At 60.9% G+C, this 17791-nt stretch carries 12 protein-coding genes; 10 read left to right on the top strand and 2 right to left on the bottom strand.

Annotated features, from left to right (window positions below; translation table 11 throughout):
• Positions 1-13 precede the first annotated feature (13 nt).
• The 10 genes from csrD (at position 14) to CPH57_RS18310 (ending at position 14230) form a co-directional block, all read left to right on the top strand.
• Entirely contained in the window at positions 14-1948 is a 1935-nt protein-coding gene (gene csrD, locus CPH57_RS18355) for an RNase E specificity factor CsrD (protein WP_096242628.1), read from the top strand.
• Between the two features lie 412 nt (positions 1949-2360).
• Positions 2361-3404 carry a rod shape-determining protein MreB gene (gene mreB / locus CPH57_RS18350; RefSeq protein ID WP_003855260.1) on the top strand — a complete coding sequence of 348 codons (1044 nt, stop codon included), beginning with the start codon at positions 2361-2363 and terminating at the stop codon, positions 3402-3404.
• 94 nt (positions 3405-3498) lie between these two features.
• Positions 3499-4524 (top strand): rod shape-determining protein MreC, encoded by a 1026-nt coding sequence (mreC, locus tag CPH57_RS18345; protein ID WP_033644451.1) that lies wholly within the window; start codon positions 3499-3501, stop codon positions 4522-4524.
• Positions 4521-5009: a rod shape-determining protein MreD gene (gene mreD, locus CPH57_RS18340; RefSeq protein ID WP_004936918.1), complete on the top strand. Its 489-nt coding sequence runs from the start codon at positions 4521-4523 to the stop codon at positions 5007-5009. Before mreC ends, mreD begins: the two co-directional genes overlap by 4 nt.
• 10 nt (positions 5010-5019) lie before the next feature.
• Complete coding sequence (locus tag CPH57_RS18335) at positions 5020-5604, top strand: nucleoside triphosphate pyrophosphatase (protein ID WP_033644452.1); 585 nt, start codon at positions 5020-5022, stop codon at positions 5602-5604.
• A gap of 38 nt (positions 5605-5642) precedes the next feature.
• Entirely contained in the window at positions 5643-7112 is a 1470-nt protein-coding gene (gene rng / locus CPH57_RS18330; RefSeq protein WP_019453170.1) for a ribonuclease G, read from the top strand.
• Between the two features lie 88 nt (positions 7113-7200).
• Positions 7201-11004: an AsmA2 domain-containing protein YhdP gene (yhdP, locus tag CPH57_RS18325; RefSeq protein WP_096242627.1), complete on the top strand. Its 3804-nt coding sequence runs from the start codon at positions 7201-7203 to the stop codon at positions 11002-11004.
• Positions 11001-11861 carry a deaminated glutathione amidase gene (gene nit1, locus CPH57_RS18320; RefSeq protein ID WP_033644455.1) on the top strand — a complete coding sequence of 287 codons (861 nt, stop codon included), beginning with the start codon at positions 11001-11003 and terminating at the stop codon, positions 11859-11861. Before yhdP ends, nit1 begins: the two co-directional genes overlap by 4 nt.
• Positions 11862-11868: 7 nt before the next feature.
• Positions 11869-13314, top strand: coding sequence for a metalloprotease TldD (gene tldD / locus CPH57_RS18315; RefSeq protein WP_033644456.1), 1446 nt, complete (start codon positions 11869-11871; stop codon positions 13312-13314).
• Positions 13315-13465: 151 nt separating this feature from the next.
• Entirely contained in the window at positions 13466-14230 is a 765-nt protein-coding gene (locus tag CPH57_RS18310; protein WP_033644908.1) for a CDP-diacylglycerol diphosphatase, read from the top strand.
• Between the two features lie 60 nt (positions 14231-14290).
• Here CPH57_RS18310 and CPH57_RS18305 read toward each other — a convergent pair whose 3' ends face one another.
• Entirely contained in the window at positions 14291-15970 is a 1680-nt protein-coding gene (locus CPH57_RS18305; RefSeq protein ID WP_096242626.1) for a PglL family O-oligosaccharyltransferase, read from the bottom strand.
• 693 nt (positions 15971-16663) lie between these two features.
• Positions 16664-17605 (bottom strand): nucleoside hydrolase, encoded by a 942-nt coding sequence (locus tag CPH57_RS18300; RefSeq protein WP_096242625.1) that lies wholly within the window; start codon positions 17603-17605, stop codon positions 16664-16666.
• Between the last annotated feature and the right edge of the window lie 186 nt (positions 17606-17791).

Raw genomic sequence — 17791 nt, 5'->3', positions numbered from 1 at the left:
ACAAGGCACAGGGATGCGATTTACCACCAAACTCTCTGCATTGATCACTCTGTTGGTCGCGCTGGCGATGTTTTTGATGCTGATGGGATGCTCATACAGCTTCTTTTACGTTACCCAGGATCGCCAGGAACGTCGCTTTGATTCGCTGGTCACGTCTCTCGATCAAGCCATGTTGCGCGAGTCGCCGCGCGATCAGGAGAAATGGTTGCCGATTGTCATGCGCCCGCTCGGCATTGTGTCGATCCGCGTAGAGGCCGGCGCCAGCAAGCTCCTCGACTATAAATTGCCGACGGCGAAAAAAGAGCCCTGGGATGCGCTGAACGGCTATCGTCAGGTCTCGCGGCCGCTGTTGCAGCACCCGGGCAGTACGCTGCAAATCACCTACCTCGATCCCTTCGCCAGCGATGTGCGCACGTTGCAATCCACGGCCGCCGTCACGCTGTCGATCGTCGTTATGGTGGTGATTTTGCTGTTCAGCCTGCGCTGGCTGCGTGAACAGGCCGACGGCGAGGATCGTCTGGAGCGCCGCGCGCGGCGCATTCTGAACGGCGAGCGCGAAAACGTCATGCAGGGCGACGTGCGCGAATGGCCGGCCAACGTCAGCGGGGCGCTCGACCGCCTGCTGGCCGATCTGGCGGAAGCCCGGGAGGAGCGCAGCCGGGTCGATACGCTGATCCGCGCCTTCGCGGCGCAGGACGCCAAAACCGGGCTGAACAATCGCCTGTTCTTCGATAACCAATTGACCACTCAGCTGGAAGAGGAAGGCTCGCACGGCATCGTGATGATGGTGCGGCTGCCCGATTTCGAGACCCTGCGCGACACGCACGGCAGCGTGGCGGTGCAGGAGCTGATGTATTCGCTGGTCAATCTGCTGTCTACCTTCGTGATGCGCTATCCGTCGGCGCTGCTGGCGCGCTATTTTCACAGCGATTTTACCGTCTTGCTGCCGCATCGCACGCTGAAGGAGGCCGACGGCATCGCCTCACAGCTGGTCAACGCCATCGATGCCTTGCCTTCCACGGCGATGATCGACCGTGAGGCCTTCCTGCACATCGGCATCGTGGCGTACCGCAGCGGCCAGACCACGGAGCAGGTGATCGATTACGCGGAGCAGGCGACGCGGCACGCCACGCTGCAGGGCGAAAACGGTTGGTACGTGTACGACAGCCAGGTGCCGGAAAAGGGGCGCGGCAGCGTCAAGTGGCGCACGCTGCTGGAACAGGTGCTGGCGCGCGGCGGCCCGCGGCTGTATCAGAAACCGGCGGTGACCGTGGAAGGCGAGGTGCACCACCGTGAGATCATGAGCCGAATTTATGACGGCGCCCAGGAATTGCTGCCGGCGGAATATATGCCGCTGGTGGAGCAATTGGGGTTGGCGGAGAGTTACGATCGCCAACAGGTGAGCCGCATCATCCCGTTGCTGGCGCAGTGGCCTGAAGAAACGCTGGCGTTCCCGCTGTGCGTGGACTCGATTTTGCAGCGCTCTTTCCAACGCTGGCTGCGCGATACGCTGTTGCAGTGCGAAAAAAGTCAGCGTCGACGAATTCTGATTGAACTTGCGGAGGCAGATGTGTGTCAACATATCGACCGTTTGCGTCCGGTGCTGAGGTTGCTGTCAGGGCTGGGTTGCCGCCTGGCGGTGTCCAAAGCGGGGTTAACCGTGGTCAGTACGTCCTATATCAAGTCGTTGCAGGTGGAGATCGTCAAGCTCCACCCGGGGTTGGTGCGGAGTATCGATAAGCGGGACGAAAATCAGCTGTTCGTGCAGAGCCTGACCGGCGCCTGCGCGGGCACGCGCGCTCAGGTGTTCGCTGCCAGCGTACGTACGCGCAACGAATGGCAGACGCTGAAAGAGCGTGGGATCCATGGCGGGCAGGGCGACTTTTTCGCGTCGCCGGAACCGATCGACATGGGGCGTAAAAAATATTCACGTCGTTATCGTGTTTAAGCTGATTGACGGACAAAAATTGACGTAGAATGAGGACCGGATCCATCTGGGCCTCGTTACCGTCTTTTTGGAGTTTTTTCCAAACTGCCTGCGACAACAACGCCTATTTGAGATAGGCTCTTGTCTGCCTTTATCTGGTTGACGTTGGTAGGTGCTTACCACCGGCGGCAATCAGGGAATATGTTAGATTTTATGAGCTGTGTTACGCCGTTTCGTGCGTTGACAGGGTGGTAAACTGAGCCTTTGTTCAGGGAATTCAGGCCTCATCCAATTTCCGTGCATTCGAGCAGAAACAATACAGACTATTTTTCACCGAAGTAGAACGTTTTTGCGCCTTGTCGCTGCTTCGTGTGGTTGGTAAAGTAGGCGGATTTTATTTTCCGCCCCCAGCTTGCAGGATTATCCTTTCGTTATGTTTAAGAAATTTCGTGGCATGTTTTCCAACGACTTGTCCATCGACTTGGGTACCGCCAATACCCTGATTTATGTTAAAGGGCAAGGCATCGTACTGAATGAACCTTCGGTGGTTGCCATTCGCCAGGATCGTGCCGGCTCCCCAAAGAGCGTAGCGGCCGTCGGTCATGACGCCAAACAGATGCTGGGCCGCACCCCCGGCAACATCGCGGCTATTCGCCCGATGAAAGACGGCGTGATCGCCGACTTCTTCGTGACCGAAAAAATGCTGCAGCACTTTATCAAACAGGTTCACAGCAACAGCTTTATGCGCCCAAGCCCGCGCGTGCTGGTCTGTGTGCCGGTCGGCGCAACCCAGGTTGAACGCCGCGCTATCCGCGAGTCCGCCCAAGGGGCCGGCGCGCGTGAAGTGTTCCTGATTGAAGAGCCGATGGCGGCGGCGATCGGTGCAGGCTTGCCGGTTTCCGAAGCGACCGGCTCCATGGTGGTGGATATCGGTGGCGGTACCACTGAAGTGGCGGTGATCTCGCTGAACGGCGTGGTGTACTCCTCTTCCGTGCGCATCGGCGGTGACCGTTTCGATGAAGCCATCATCAATTATGTGCGCCGCAACTATGGCTCGCTGATCGGCGAAGCCACCGCAGAGCGCATCAAGCACGAAATCGGTTCTGCCTATCCGGGCGACGAAGTGCGCGAAATCGAAGTGCGCGGCCGTAACCTGGCTGAAGGCGTACCGCGCGGCTTTACCCTGAACTCCAATGAAATCCTCGAAGCCCTGCAAGAGCCGCTGACCGGCATCGTCAGCGCGGTGATGGTTGCGCTGGAGCAGTGCCCGCCAGAATTGGCCTCCGACATTTCCGAACGCGGCATGGTCTTGACCGGCGGCGGCGCGTTGCTGCGCAACCTCGATCGCCTGCTGATGGAAGAAACCGGCATCCCGGTCGTGGTGGCGGAAGATCCGCTGACCTGCGTGGCGCGCGGCGGCGGCAAGGCGTTGGAAATGATCGACATGCACGGCGGCGATTTGTTCAGCGAAGAATAGTCAGCCCCTGGAAGGAGGAATCGTATCGGATGAATGCGCACAGCGAAAATCGGGTACGGTTCCTCTTTCTGTTGTCGAGGAACTCGCATAATTTATGAAGCCGATTTTTAGCAGGGGGCCTTCCCTGCAACTGCGACTTTTTTTGGCGGTGATCGCGGCCATTGGCCTGATCGTTGCCGACAGCCGGCTCGGCACGTTCGTGAAGATACGTAACTACATGGACACCGCAGTCAGCCCTTTCTATTTTCTGGCCAACGGGCCGCGTAAAGTTTTGGACAGCGTGTCGGAAACGCTGGCCACCCGCCAACAGCTGGAGCTGGAAAACCGAGCTCTGCGGCAGGAACTGCTGCTGAAAAACAGCGATATTCTTCTTCTTGGCCAATTCAAGCAGGAAAACGCCCGCTTGCGCGAGCTGCTGGGTTCCCCGCTGCGCCAGGACGAACACAAGATGGTCACCCAGGTGATCTCCACCGGTTCCGATCCGTACAGCGACCAGGTCGTTATCGACAAAGGGTCGGACAACGGCGTCTATGAAGGCCAGCCGGTGATCAGTGACAAGGGCGTAGTTGGCCAGGTCGTGGCGGTGGCGAAGGTGACCAGCCGCGTGCTGCTGATCTGCGATGCCTCGCACGCGTTGCCGATTCAGGTGCTGCGCAACGATATTCGGGTGATCGCCGCAGGCAGCGGCTGCGCCGACGATCTGCAGCTGGAACACCTGCCGAACAATACCGATATCCGCGTTGGCGACGTGCTGGTGACCTCCGGCCTCGGCGGCCGTTTCCCGGAAGGGTATCCGGTGGCGGTAGTCTCTTCGGTCAAGGTCGACAATCAACGCGCTTACACTGTGATTCAGGCACGGCCGACCGCCGGTCTGCAGCGCTTGCGCTACCTGCTGCTGCTGTGGGGCGCCGATCGCAACGGCGACATGCCGTTGCCGCCGGACGAAGTTCACCGCGTGGCCAATGAGCGCCTGATGCAGATGATGCCGCAGGTGTTGCCGCCTGCCGGTTCGGTCGGGCCGCAGCTGCCGGCGCCGGCCACCGGCGTGGCGCCGCAAACCGTCGCTCCGGCGTCTGCCCAGCCTCCAGCCCAGCCTGCCGCGGCGGGAGTGGTGCAATGAACAGTTACCGCAGCCACGGGCGCTGGATCATCTGGCTGTCGTTCCTGGTGGCGTTGGTGCTGCAAATCATGCCGTGGCCGGAACAGATCTACATGTTCCGGCCTTCGTGGCTGGTGCTGATCCTCATTTACTGGGTGATGGCCTTGCCGCACCGCGTCAACGTCGGCACCGGTTTCGTGCTGGGGTTGATCATGGATCTGATCCTCGGCTCCACGCTGGGCGTGCGCGCGCTGGCGCTGGGCATCATCGCCTACCTGGTGGCGTTCAAATTCCAACTGTTCCGCAATATGGCGCTGTGGCAACAGGCGCTGATCGTCGTGCTGCTGTCGCTGTCGATGGACGTGGTGGTGTTCTGGGCTGAGTTTTTAGTGATCAACGTCTCTTTCCGCCCAGAGGTGTTCTGGAGTAGTGTGGTAAACGGCATTTTGTGGCCGTGGTTATTCCTGTTGATGCGCAAAATCCGCCGTCAGTTCGCCGTACAGTAAGGGTATCTCAATGACTTCGCTTTATCTGGCCTCCGGCTCCCCACGTCGACGTGAACTGCTGACCCTGCTGGGCGTATCGTTCGACATCCTGTTGACGCATACCGAAGAGCAGCGCCGGGAAGGCGAAGCCGCAGAAGCCTATGTGCGCCGCCTGGCGCAGGACAAGGCCAAAGCGGGCGTGGCGCTGGCGCAGGAAGATCGGCCGGTGCTGGGCGCCGACACCATCGTGGTGCTCAACGGCCGGGTGCTGGAGAAGCCGCGCGACGAAGCCCATGCGGCACAGATGCTGGCGGCCCTGTCGGGCAAACAGCATCAGGTGATGACGGCGGTGGCGATCGCCGATCGCCAAGACGTGCGTTGCCAGCTGGTGGTGACCGACGTGACGTTCCGCAGCCTGTCGCAACAGGATATCCGCGACTATATTGCTACGGGCGAACCGATGGATAAAGCGGGCGCCTACGGCATTCAAGGAAAGGGTGGTTGTTTCGTCAGAACGATAACCGGGAGTTATCACGCGGTGGTCGGTCTGCCACTGGTCGAAACACATGAGCTGCTCAGTAATTTTGTCGCATTACGTGATGTAAGAACCGGTTGATGGGCGCTGCCATTATCGACCGGCTCTGAGGAGAAGGCATGACAGCTGAGCTACTGGTTAATATCACACCGTCTGAAACGCGGGTCGCCTATATCGATGGCGGCATTCTGCAAGAGATTCATATCGAACGCGAATCCAAACGCGGCATCGTCGGCAATATCTATAAAGGGCGCGTCAGCCGCGTCCTGCCGGGGATGCAGGCGGCGTTCGTCGACATCGGCCTGGACAAGGCCGCCTTCCTGCACGCCTCCGACATCATGCCGCATACCGAATGCGTCGCCGGCGACGAGCGGAAAAACTTCCACGTGCGCGACATCGCCGAGCTGGTGCGCCAGGGGCAAGACCTGATGGTGCAGGTGGTGAAAGATCCGCTCGGCACCAAGGGCGCGCGTCTGACTACCGACATTACGCTGCCTTCGCGCTATCTGGTCTTCATGCCGGGCGCGGCGCACGTCGGTGTGTCGCAGCGTATTGAAAGCGAAGCCGAGCGTGAACGCCTGAAGTCCATCGTTGCGCCGCACTGCGACGAGCTGGGCGGTTTTATCATCCGCACCGCGGCGGAGGGCATCGGCGAGGAGGAGCTGGCGCAGGACGCGGCGTTCCTCAAACGCCTGTGGACCAAGGTGATGGAGCGCAAGAAGCGCAACCAGACCAAATACAAGCTGTACGGCGAGCTGGCGCTGGCGCAGCGAATCCTGCGCGACTTCGCCGGCGCGGCGCTGGATCGCATTCGCGTCGATTCGCGGTTGACGCACGATCTGCTGGTGGAGTTTACCGGCGAGTATATCCCGGACATCACCCGCAAGCTGGAGCTGTATACCGGCAGCCAACCGATTTTCGATCTGTACGATGTGGAAAACGAGATCCAGCGCGCGCTGGAGCGCAAGGTGGAGCTGAAGTCCGGCGGTTATCTGATCATCGATCAGACCGAGGCGATGACCACCGTCGACATCAACACCGGCGCCTTCGTCGGCCACCGCAACCTCGATGAAACCATCTTCAATACCAACATCGAGGCGACGCAAGCCATTGCCCGCCAGCTGCGGCTGCGCAACCTGGGCGGCATCATCATTATCGACTTCATCGATATGAACAACGAAGAGCATCGCCGCCGGGTGCTGCACTCGCTGGAGCAGGCGTTGAGTAAAGATCGGGTAAAAACCACGATCAACGGCTTCTCTCAGCTAGGCTTAGTTGAAATGACGCGTAAACGAACGCGTGAAAGCATTGAACATGTGCTCTGTCACGATTGTCCTACTTGCAATGGGCGCGGCACCGTGAAAACGGTGGAAACCGTGTGCTACGAGATCCTGCGCGAAATTGTGCGCGTGCATCACGCCTACGATTCCGATCGCTTCCTGGTGTACGCCTCCGCGGCGGTCGGCGAAGCGCTGAAGAGCGAAGAGTCGCACGCGCTGGCCGAAGTGGAGATCTTCGTCGGCAAACAGGTGAAGGTGCAGATCGAACCGTTGTACAGCCAGGAGCAGTTCGACGTCGTCATGATGTAGCCCGCCCGACATCGGTAGGGGCCCGGCACGCCGGGCCCGTCAGTGCATAGATATTCCCGTTGCCAGGCAGCGGAGCAAGGAGAACTGCGTGAGGCGACTGCCTGGGATTCTGTTAGCAACAGGCGCCACCCTAATTGTGATTGTGGCGCTGCTGATCAGCGGGCTGCGCCTGATGCTGCCGAAGCTGAACGACTACCGCCCCCAACTGCTGGCGCAGGTGGAGAAACTGTCCGGCGTGCCCGTGCGGATGGATTTCGTGCAGGGCAGCTGGGAAACGTTCGGCCCGCAGCTTGAAATGCGCAACCTGAGCGCTACGCTGCCCAAAAGCGATGTGCATATCGAGCGCGTGACGCTGGCGTTGGACGTGTGGCAGTCGCTGCTGCACTGGCGCTGGCAGTTCCGCGATCTGACCTTCTACCAATTCCGCCTCGACTTGAACGCCACGCTGGGCGGCGACCAGCAGGGCGAAGGCCTTGAGCCGGGCAAGATCAGCGATCTGATGCTGCGCCAGCTCGATCATTTCGATTTGCGCGACAGCCGTATCTCGTTCCTGACGCCCGCCGGCGCGCGCGCCGAATTTGACATTCCCCAGCTGACCTGGCTCAACGGCCGCGATCGCCACCGCGCCGAGGGGCAGATCAGTCTGTCTACGCTGAACGGCCAACACGGCGTGGTGCAGCTGCGCATGGACCTGCGCGATAATCAGGGCCTGCTGGATACCGGCACGGTCTACCTGCAGGCCGATAACATCGACATGAAACCCTGGTTTACCCGCTGGCTGCGCGCCAACACCGGGCTGGAAAGCGCCGACTTCAGCCTGGCGGCCTGGCTGCAGGTGCAGAACGGCCAGATCGCCGGCGGCAATGCGTTGCTCAAGCAGGGGGCGGCCAACTGGGACACCGGCGCCGCGCAGCACCGGCTGGACGTGGATAATCTGGCGCTGTCGCTGCGCCGCCAGGGCACCGGTTGGCAGCTCGACGTGCCGCAACTGCGTTTGAGCACCGACGGCCAGGCCTGGCCGCAGGGCGGGCTTTCCGCGCTGTGGCTGCCGGAAAACACCGAATTCATGGGGCCGGCGCAGAATGAAGAACTGCGTGTGCGCGCGACTGATATTCAGCTGGAGCGTCTGTCGGCGCTGTTGCCGACCTTCTCGTTCCTCAGCCCGGACGTGCTCGACCGCTGGAACGATCTGCAGCCGCAGGGGCAATTGGAAGCGCTGGCGCTGGACATTCCGCTCAAGCAGCCGGAAAAGAGCCGTTTCCAGGCGCTGTGGCGCGATGTCAGCTGGCAGCGTTGGGAACTGCTGCCGGGCGTTAACCACTTCTCCGGGGCGTTGAGCGGCGGGGTGGAGAACGGCCGCCTGACGCTGGGGCTCACCGACAGCACTCTGCCTTACGGCGACATGTTCCGCGCGCCGCTTGAAATCAGCAGCGCGCGTGGCGCGCTGACCTGGCGTTACAACGATCAGGGCTGGGAACTGGCGAGCCAGGGGCTGGACGTCAAGGCGAAGTCGCTGTGGGTCAACGGCGATTTCCGTTATCAGCAGCCGGCCAAGGGCGATCCGTGGCTGAACATCCTGGCGGGCATCCGCCTGTATGACGGCGCCGACGCCTGGCGCTATTTCCCGGAACCGTTGATGGGCAAGCATTTGGTGGACTACCTGAGCGGCGCCATTCAGGGCGGCCAGGTGGATAACGCCACGCTGATTTATTCCGGCGATCCGCAGCACTTCCCGTATCGCAAAAACGAAGGACAGTTCGAAGTCTTCGTACCGCTGCGCCATGCCACCTTCCAGTTCCAACCGGGCTGGCCGGCGCTGACCGATTTGGCGATCGATCTCGATTTCGCCAACGAGGGGCTGTGGATGCATGCGCCGCAAACCCGGTTGGGCAAGGTGGCGGGTAAAAATATCAGCGCGGTGATCCCGGATTACCTGAAAGAGCGATTGCTGATCGACGCCGAAGTCGCAGGTGCGGGCAGCGATGTGCATGACTACTTTATGCAGACGCCGTTGCACGATTCGCTGGGGGCGGCGCTGGAGCAGCTGCAGATCGGCGGCGATGTCAGTGGGCGCTTACATCTAGATATCCCGCTGGACGGCGAGCAGGTCAAAGCCACCGGTGAAGTGGCGCTGAACAATAATTCGTTGCTGATAAAACCGCTGGAAAGCGAGCTGCAGAAGCTCAGCGGCAAATTCCGTTTCAACAACGGCAATCTGGAGAGCGACACCCTGTCGGCCAACTGGTTCGGGCAACCGGTGGCGGTCAACTTCACTACGCAGGAAGGCGAGCGTGACTACAAGGTCAACGTTGGTCTGAAAGGAGACTGGCAGCCGGGCAAGTTCCCCGGCCTGCCGAAAGAGGCCGCCGATGCGCTCAGCGGCAGCGCGCCCTGGCAGAGCCAGGTGGCCATCACGCTGCCGCACCAAGGTTCGGCCAGCTACGATATCGGTCTCGACGCGGATTTGAAGAAAGTGAGCAGTCACTTACCTTCGCCGCTGAACAAGGCGCCGGGAGAGGCGCTGCCGGTGAACGTCAAGGTCAAAGGCGGTTTGAACGGCTTCATGTTGACCGGCAGCGCGGGCAAACAGAACCGTTTCAACAGCGAATGGAACTTCGATAAAAAACAGGTGAATCTGGCGCGCGCCGCCTGGCAAACCAACGGGGGCGGCACGCCGCCGCTGCCGGCCGGTAAGTCGATGACGCTGAATCTGCCGGCGCTGGACGGTGAGCAGTGGCTGGCGCTGCTCGCGCCGGCGCTGAAACAGGGCGGCGGCAGCGGCCAGGTGGGCGGTTTCAGCTTCCCCACCACCGTGGCGCTGACCACGCCGCAGCTGCTGTTGGGCGGCCAGGCCTGGCATAAGCTGACGCTGTCGGCCGAGAAACAGCTTGGCGCTACCCTCGTGAGCGCCAAGAGCGACGAAGTGGACGGCAGCCTGCGGGTGGCCGATCGCGGGCCGTGGCGCGCCGATATCAATTATCTGTATTACAACCCGCAGTTCGCAGAGACGAAAAACACGGCGGGCACGCCACCGCCGTCGACCGAAAAAGTTTCCTTCCGCGACTGGCCTTCGTTGATGTTGCGCTGCAAGTCGTGCTGGGTACTGGGGCAGAACCTCGGCAAGGTCGAGGCGGATCTGACTAATCGGGGCGATACTCTGACGCTGGATCACGGCCTGGTCGATACCGGCCAAGGACGCATGACCGCCACCGGCCTGTGGAAACAAAACGCGCAGGAAGAGCGCAGCTCGCTGAAAGGCAAGCTGCTCGGCGGCAAGATTGATGAAACCGCCGCCTTCTTCGGCATCACCATTCCGCTCAAGGGAGCGCCTTACGACGTGGATTTCGATCTGTACTGGCATGGCACGCCGTGGCAGCCGCGGGTCGATACGCTGAGCGGCGCGTTGCAGGTCAAAATGGGCAAGGGCGAGATCGACAGCATGGGCGGCGGCCGCGCCGGTCAGCTGCTGCGGCTGGTCAGCTTCGACGCTTTGCTGCGCAAGCTGCAGTTCGACTTCAGCGATACCTTCGGCAAAGGCTTCTACTTTGATTCCATCCGCAGTACCGCCTGGCTGAAAGATGGCATAATGCATACTGATAATCTATTGATCGATGGCTTGGCGGCGGATATTGCTATGAGCGGCCAGATCGATTTGGCGCGCCGCCGCATCGATATGGAAGCGGTGGTGGCGCCGGCGATTTCAGCGACCGTCGGCGTGGCCACGGCGTTTGTCGTTAACCCGATCGTCGGCGCGGCGGTGTTCGCCGCCTCGCAGGTGCTGGGGCCGCTGTGGAGCAAGATTTCGCTGATTCGCTACCATATCGGCGGCGATCTCGACCAGCCGAAGATCAATGAGGTACAGCGTAAGTCAAAGGAGGATAAGGCGTCATGAGGAATGCTAACGTTGCGTTGTTGCAGTTGTGCAGTGGCGATCAGGTGCGCGATAACCTGGCCCAGATTGAACAGCAGATTAAGCAGCTCAATGCCGGGGTAAAACTGGTCATGACGCCGGAGAACGCGCTGCTGTTCGCCAACTCCGCAGCCTACCGCCAACAGGCGGAAAAACAGGGCGATGGCCCGCTGCAGAATGCGGTGCGCGAACTGGCGCGCCGCTATGGCGTGTGGTTGCTGGTGGGCTCGATGCCGCTCGTCAGCCGTGAGAACCCGGAGCTTATCACCACCAGCAGCCTGTTGTTCGACGAGCAGGGCGAGATCCGCGCCCGCTACGACAAGCTGCACATGTTCGATGTGGACATCAACGACGCGCACGGCCATTACCGCGAGTCGGATACCTACCAGCATGGGCAGCACCTGACGGTGGTGGATACGCCGGTCGGGCGTTTGGGCATGACCATATGCTACGATCTGCGCTTCCCCGCGCTGTTCCAGGCGCTGCGGGCGCAGGGCGCCGAACTGATTTCGGTGCCGGCGGCCTTTACGCGGGTAACCGGCGAGGCGCATTGGGAAATCCTGCTGCGTGCCCGAGCGATCGAGAACCAGTGCATGATCCTGGCGCCGGCGCAGGTGGGGCGCCACGGGCCGACCCGTCGCACCTGGGGCCACACGCTGGCCGTCGACGGCTGGGGCAAGGTACTGGCCGAGAACCCGGACGCCGTGGCGGCACTGAAGGTGCGCGTGGACGCCGCAAGCCTGAAAAATATTCGTGCGCAGATGCCGGTGCTGCAGCACAACCGATTCCAGACGTCGCTGACGGCGCCGTCTGACAAGTTATCCTCCAATCAAGAGTGAAACCATTATGAGTCTGACGTTTGTCAGTGAGCAGTTACTCGCTACCAACAAGCTGAGTCATCAAGACCTGTACTCGGTACTGGGTCAACTGGCAGAACGCCGTATCGACTACGCCGATCTCTATTTTCAGTCCAGCTATCACGAAGCCTGGGTGATCGAGGACGGCATCATCAAGGATGGCTCTTACAATATCGACCAGGGCGTCGGCGTGCGCGCCGTCAGCGGTGAGAAGACCGGGTTCGCCTATGCCGATCAGATCACTCTGAATGCGCTGCAGCAGAGCGCCCAGGCGGCGCGCAGCATCGTGCGCGAGCAGGGCGACGGGCGGGCGCATACCCTGGGCGAAATCGGTTATCGAGCGCTGTACCCGCTGCTCGATCCGCTGCAAAGCCTGCCGCGCGAAGAGAAAATCGCCCTGTTGCACCGCGTCGACAAGGTGGCGCGCGCCGCCGATGCGCGGGTGCAGGAAGTGAACGCCAGCATCACCGGCGTTTACGAGCAGGTGTTGGTGGCCGCCACCGACGGCACGCTGGCGGCGGACGTTCGCCCGCTGGTGCGCCTTTCCGTCAGCGTGCTGGTGGAGCAGGACGGCAAGCGTGAGCGCGGCTCCAGCGGCGGCGGCGGCCGTTTCGGCTATGACTACTTCCTGGAAACCGTCGACGGCGACGTGCGCGCCGACGCTTACGCTAAAGAAGCGGTGCGCATGGCGCTGGTCAACCTCGGCGCGGTAGCGGCGCCGGCCGGCAATATGCCGGTGGTGTTGGGTGCCGGCTGGCCGGGCGTGCTGCTGCACGAAGCGGTGGGCCATGGCCTGGAAGGCGACTTCAACCGGCGCGGCACCTCGGTGTTCAGCGGCCATATGGGCGAGCTGGTGGCGTCTGAGCTGTGTACCGTGGTGGACGACGGCACCCTGCAAGGGCGCCGCGGTTCGCTGGCGATCGACGACGAAGGCGTGCCGGGCCAGTACAACGTGCTGATCGAAAACGGCGTGCTGAAAGGCTACATGCAGGACAAGCTCAACGCGCGCCTGATGGGCGTCGCGCCGACCGGCAACGGCCGCCGCGAGTCCTACGCGCATCTGCCGATGCCGCGCATGACCAATACCTACATGCTGGCGGGTAAATCGACGCCGGAAGAGATCATCGCCAGTGTTGAGTACGGCCTGTACGCGCCGAACTTTGGCGGCGGCCAGGTGGATATCACCTCCGGCAAGTTCGTGTTCTCCACCACCGAAGCCTATCTGATCGAGAAGGGCCGCATCACTAAACCGGTGAAGGGGGCGACGCTGATCGGCTCCGGCATCGAGGCTATGCAGCAGATCTCGATGGTCGGCAACGATCTGGCGCTCGATAAAGGCGTGGGCGTGTGCGGCAAAGAAGGCCAGAGCGTGCCGGTGGGCGTCGGCCAACCGACGCTGAAACTGGACACGCTCACCGTCGGCGGCACGGCGTAATTTTTCCTCCAGGGGCCACGCGTTGGCCCCTCAATCATGCTCCATTTTGCGGCCTTTCTCGCATTCGTAACGCTAAGCGCGGCAGGACGCCGTAGCCTGCACGATATAATGGAATAAAATTGACGTGGCGAAAAAACAGAGCAATACGATGATGACGCGTCTGGCTATACCCGCCCGGCGTTGGCTGCTGGCGCTGGGCGTCCTGTCCCTGACGGGCTGCGCCCGCTCCGATGCGCTGTGGGGCGTAGTCGATAAGCTTTGCATGGCCAATTATCAGCAAAAGCGCGATCCGGCGCCCTGTGAGCAGATTTATATGCCGCAGGGGAAGGCCCAGGGCTTCAGCGTGCTGCAAAATCCGCGTTACCCCTATCATTTTATTCTGGTTCCGACGGCGCCGCTCTCCGGCATCGAAAGCCCGCAGCTGTTGGCCGGGGAACGGACGGACTATTTTGGCTATGCCTGGCTGATGCGTTATCGGCTGGCCGCCGAATATGGCGGGCCGGTGCCGGATGATATGTTGGGCATGGCGATCAACTCCGCATACGGCCGCAGCCAAAACCAATTGCATATTCACCTGACCTGTCTGCGTGAGGACGTGCGGCGTCAATTGCAGGCGGAACGCCCCTACATACAGGAACAATGGCGGCCCTTGCCGGATAAGCTGTTGCGCCACACCTACTACGCGCGCCGCGTGATGCAGCCAACCGCGATGGGCGTTTACCCGATTAAGGATCTGGCGGATTATTTCCATCTGTCGCCGCCGCAGATGGCGGAATATGGCGTGGCGTTAGTGCCCACTACGTTTGGCGGCCAACGGGGGTTTATTTTGCTGGCCTCGAAGCGCGGCTGGGACGTCGGCAATCGCGCTTCGGTAGAGTCGCTGCTGGATAAAGAGTGCGCGATTTTGCCGCGTTAATTTTGCTACATAAAATGACGCAGGTGAGAGCGGCGAGGCATCGCTCTCACCTCGTTGTCCCTACCTGAACCGCGCATCCCGCGCAAACAGAAAAGCGGCTTCCCGCTGGCGAGCATCGGCTTGTGCCTGATCCCCCTGATAGCGCAAGATCATGATCAGCGTGGCGTAGACGTTGGCGTCGATGCGGTGCTGCAGATAGGCATTGGCCCACTGCCGATAGCCGGTCAACAGGGCATCATCGCGCGTTTGGTTATAGACCAGCAGCGCGTGAGATTGCTCGTCGAAGGTTTTGCGCTCCCGGTAGATCCAGGCGGCCGGCGGCGGCATCTGCTCGATGCTGTCGATGTTGGCCAGCATAGTGCGCTCCGACTGAGTGAGCGCCATGCGCCCTTGCCAGGCGAAGGCCGCCATCACCAGCACGCCGAGCGCCGCAAGCGCCACCGGCAGGCTCAGGGCTTTGGCGAACGGCAGCGGGCGGGGCTCGCCGGTTTGGCCGTCCAGCAGCGCCAGCAGCAGCAGAAACGCCAGCCAGTGCGGCGCAGACAGATAGAAAGGGTATTCCAGCTGAGTGTGTATCAGCATCGGCAGCAGCACCAGGAACAGGCCGACGCGCGCACCGTTCTGCTGTTCTCGATCCCGTTGCCAGGCGCTTTTCAGCAGCCGTACGCCGGCGGCAAGGACGATAGCGATACCTGCCAGCGCCGTCAGGCCGCCCTCGACCCACCACAGCAGGATTTCATTGTGCGGATGCCCGGCGACTTCCAGCACTTCTCTCCAGGGCATTTCCTGCAGGCGAAAGTGCGCGAAGCTGTATTCAAAGCCGCCGTAGCCCCAGCCCAGCAGCGGCTTGGCCAGGATCATGGCGCCGACGTCGTGCAGCATGGTCAGGCGCGCGCTGTTGGAAAGCTCCCGTCCGATCAGGCCAGCGCGGCCATCCAGACCGAAACCGGTGAACAGCACCGTCAGACCGATCGCGGCGCCCAGCAGCAGCGCGCCGCCGGCCCAGCGGCTTGCGGCCGGGCGTTGGTGGGCAAAGCACCACAGCAGCAGCGCCGCCGCCAATGCGGCCCCCAACCAGGCGGCGCGCGACTGGATCAGCACCAGCAGGGCGGAGAAAGCGGCCAGCAGCGCGAGCCGCGGGATTTGCCGCCGCGTCGGCGCAGAGTAGGGAGCCAGCAGCAGCCAGAGCGCCAAAGCCAGCCCGGTGGCGATAAAGCTGCCCAGCACGTTCGGCTGCTGAAAGACGCCGTAGACCCGGCCGCCGTTAGGGGATACCCAGGCCAGCGAGGGGGCGAACAGCTGTAAAGCCGCCAACAACGCCTGAATGCCGACGGCAAACAACAGGCCGAACAGCAGCAGCTCGCGCTGCCGGGCGGTGACGCGCAGCTGCAGGCAGGCGACATAGAACAACCAACCGCCGAGCAGGCCGGCGCAGCGCCACAGGGCGTCTTCGCGCCATTCGGGGCGGGTATACAGCAACGGCAGCGCCAGCAAGGCGATGCCGAGCAGCAACAGGCGTGCGGTGGGCGTGAGCGAAAGGCGGATGCGACCCAGGCAAACGGTAAACGTCACGATCAGCGTAGTAAGCGCCATGACGCCCCAGGCCAGAATGTTTTGCGGCAGCGCCAGACCGTCGCCGCCCATGTTGGGGTAATAAATCGGCAGGACCGCCGCCATCCAGATCAGCAGCAGGGGCAGCACGGCGATGGTCGCTGCGTTAGCGGGAGATTTATCGGCCATGGTTAACCTGCCAAGGCCTGATAGCGTTTATTAAATGCATGCTTTGATTATTCCCTATCCTTTATCCTGGTGTTGAAATGCGTGTAATGTTGAAATCGAAAATGTCTCACGGGAAATTTAAACCGTCTTTATGGTAAAGCGATAAATAATGTTTGCCCTGAGAATGCGCGAGGCTGTTTGCCCAAAGAAAGGTTAAGCCGTATTTTTCACTCGCAAAAGGCATTTTTGTTGTTTGCAAAAACAGACGCGCTATTTTCTCAAATCTATTGTGATTCAGTCAATTTTTAATCTTAATATTATTTTTATTAATTAAAATCAATGTTTTGTCTGTGGTTATCGCGTGTGTGGATATCGAGGGACATCCCGGCAATGGTCTATATTGGCAGGCAGTGTGAAGAATAAAAGAGGTATCTGCTTGTTTAATTGATGCCGTCAGTGGCGGCGTGAGGGCGGAGATTTGCTTCATCGTTTCCCATTGCTGGTTTTTAAATTCAATGTGATTTTCATGGTTTTAATTTTATTAAGATTCTTCCTTTCTTTATCTGTTTTTTTAAATTTTCATGAAATAATTTATTATTAGGATTGTTCTGTTGCATTGGAAATAAAAGCGGTTATGGCTTGAGCCTCCCGTTGCCGCGGCAGAATACAGACTAACGCGCCTGCCCAAGCGCGTTAATCTCGTCTCTTGTGCGCTTACTCCACGTCGCCGATCCGCTCCAGCGCATCCACCACCAGATCCCAGAATTTATCCTGATCCAGTTTGACCGCGACCTGGGTGTGGCAGTCCGGCGGCGGCGGCGCGCGGAAGTCCGCGACCGTCATGCCCAACGTCAGGGTGCCGGTCAGCTCGATATCCACCGGCACTTTGCGCACCGACATAACGCTCGGATCGATCACATAGGCCACTGCGCAAGGATCGTGCACCGGCGGGGCGCTGAAGCCCTGCGCCTGTTGGTACATACGGCCAAAGAATGCCAGCAGTTCGCCGACGAAGGCGGCCGGCCGGGTGCCGAGGGCGGCGATGCGTTCGCAGACTGCCGGCGTGGCCAGCGCCTGGTGGGTGAGATCCAGCCCGACCATGGTCAGCGGCCATTTTTCATTGAACACGATGTGCGCCGCCTCGGGATCGATTTTGATATTGAACTCCGCCACCGCGCTCCAGTTGCCCACATGATAGCCGCCGCCCATCAGCACCACTTCCTTGACCCGCTCGGCAATGCGCGGCTCTTTACGCACCGCCATGGCGATATTGGTCAGGCCGCCGGTCGGCACCAGCGTCACGCTGCCGGGCGGGTGGGCCATCACGGTATCGATGATCAGATCCACCGCGTGGCGCGAGTCCAGCTGCAGGTGAGGCTCCGGCAGCACCGGGCCATCGAGGCCGGAGTCGCCGTGAATGTCGGGTGCCACTTCGATATTGCGCACCAGCGGGCGCGGGCAGCCGGCGGCGAAGGGCACGCCGGTGATATTGGCGATGCGTGCCACCGCGAGGGCGTTGCGCGTCACTTTGTCCAGCGTTTGGTTACCCACCACGGTGGTGACCGCCAGCAGGTCGATCTGCGGATTGCCCCAGGCCAGCAGCAGGGCGATGGCATCGTCATGCCCCGGGTCACAGTCCAGTATGATTTTTTTCATGGTTATTCCTAATGCAGGGAGAGGTGCCCGCAGCATAACGCAGCGCAGCGGCGTGGGATAATGCCGATGATGCTTTTGTTAACGGCATCAAAGCCTTGCCATTATTACGATGTAATGAAACGTAAATCCTCATCGCCGGGCTTTACCCTGGAGTTTACTCCAGGGTTTACAGTGAGCTTCAGCGTG

Source organism: Serratia sp. JKS000199, from assembly GCF_900215455.1.
Lineage (GTDB): Bacteria > Pseudomonadota > Gammaproteobacteria > Enterobacterales > Enterobacteriaceae > Serratia > Serratia ureilytica.
The sequence above is the reverse complement of the archived record's forward strand: the minus strand, read 5'-3'. Positions and strand labels throughout refer to the sequence as shown.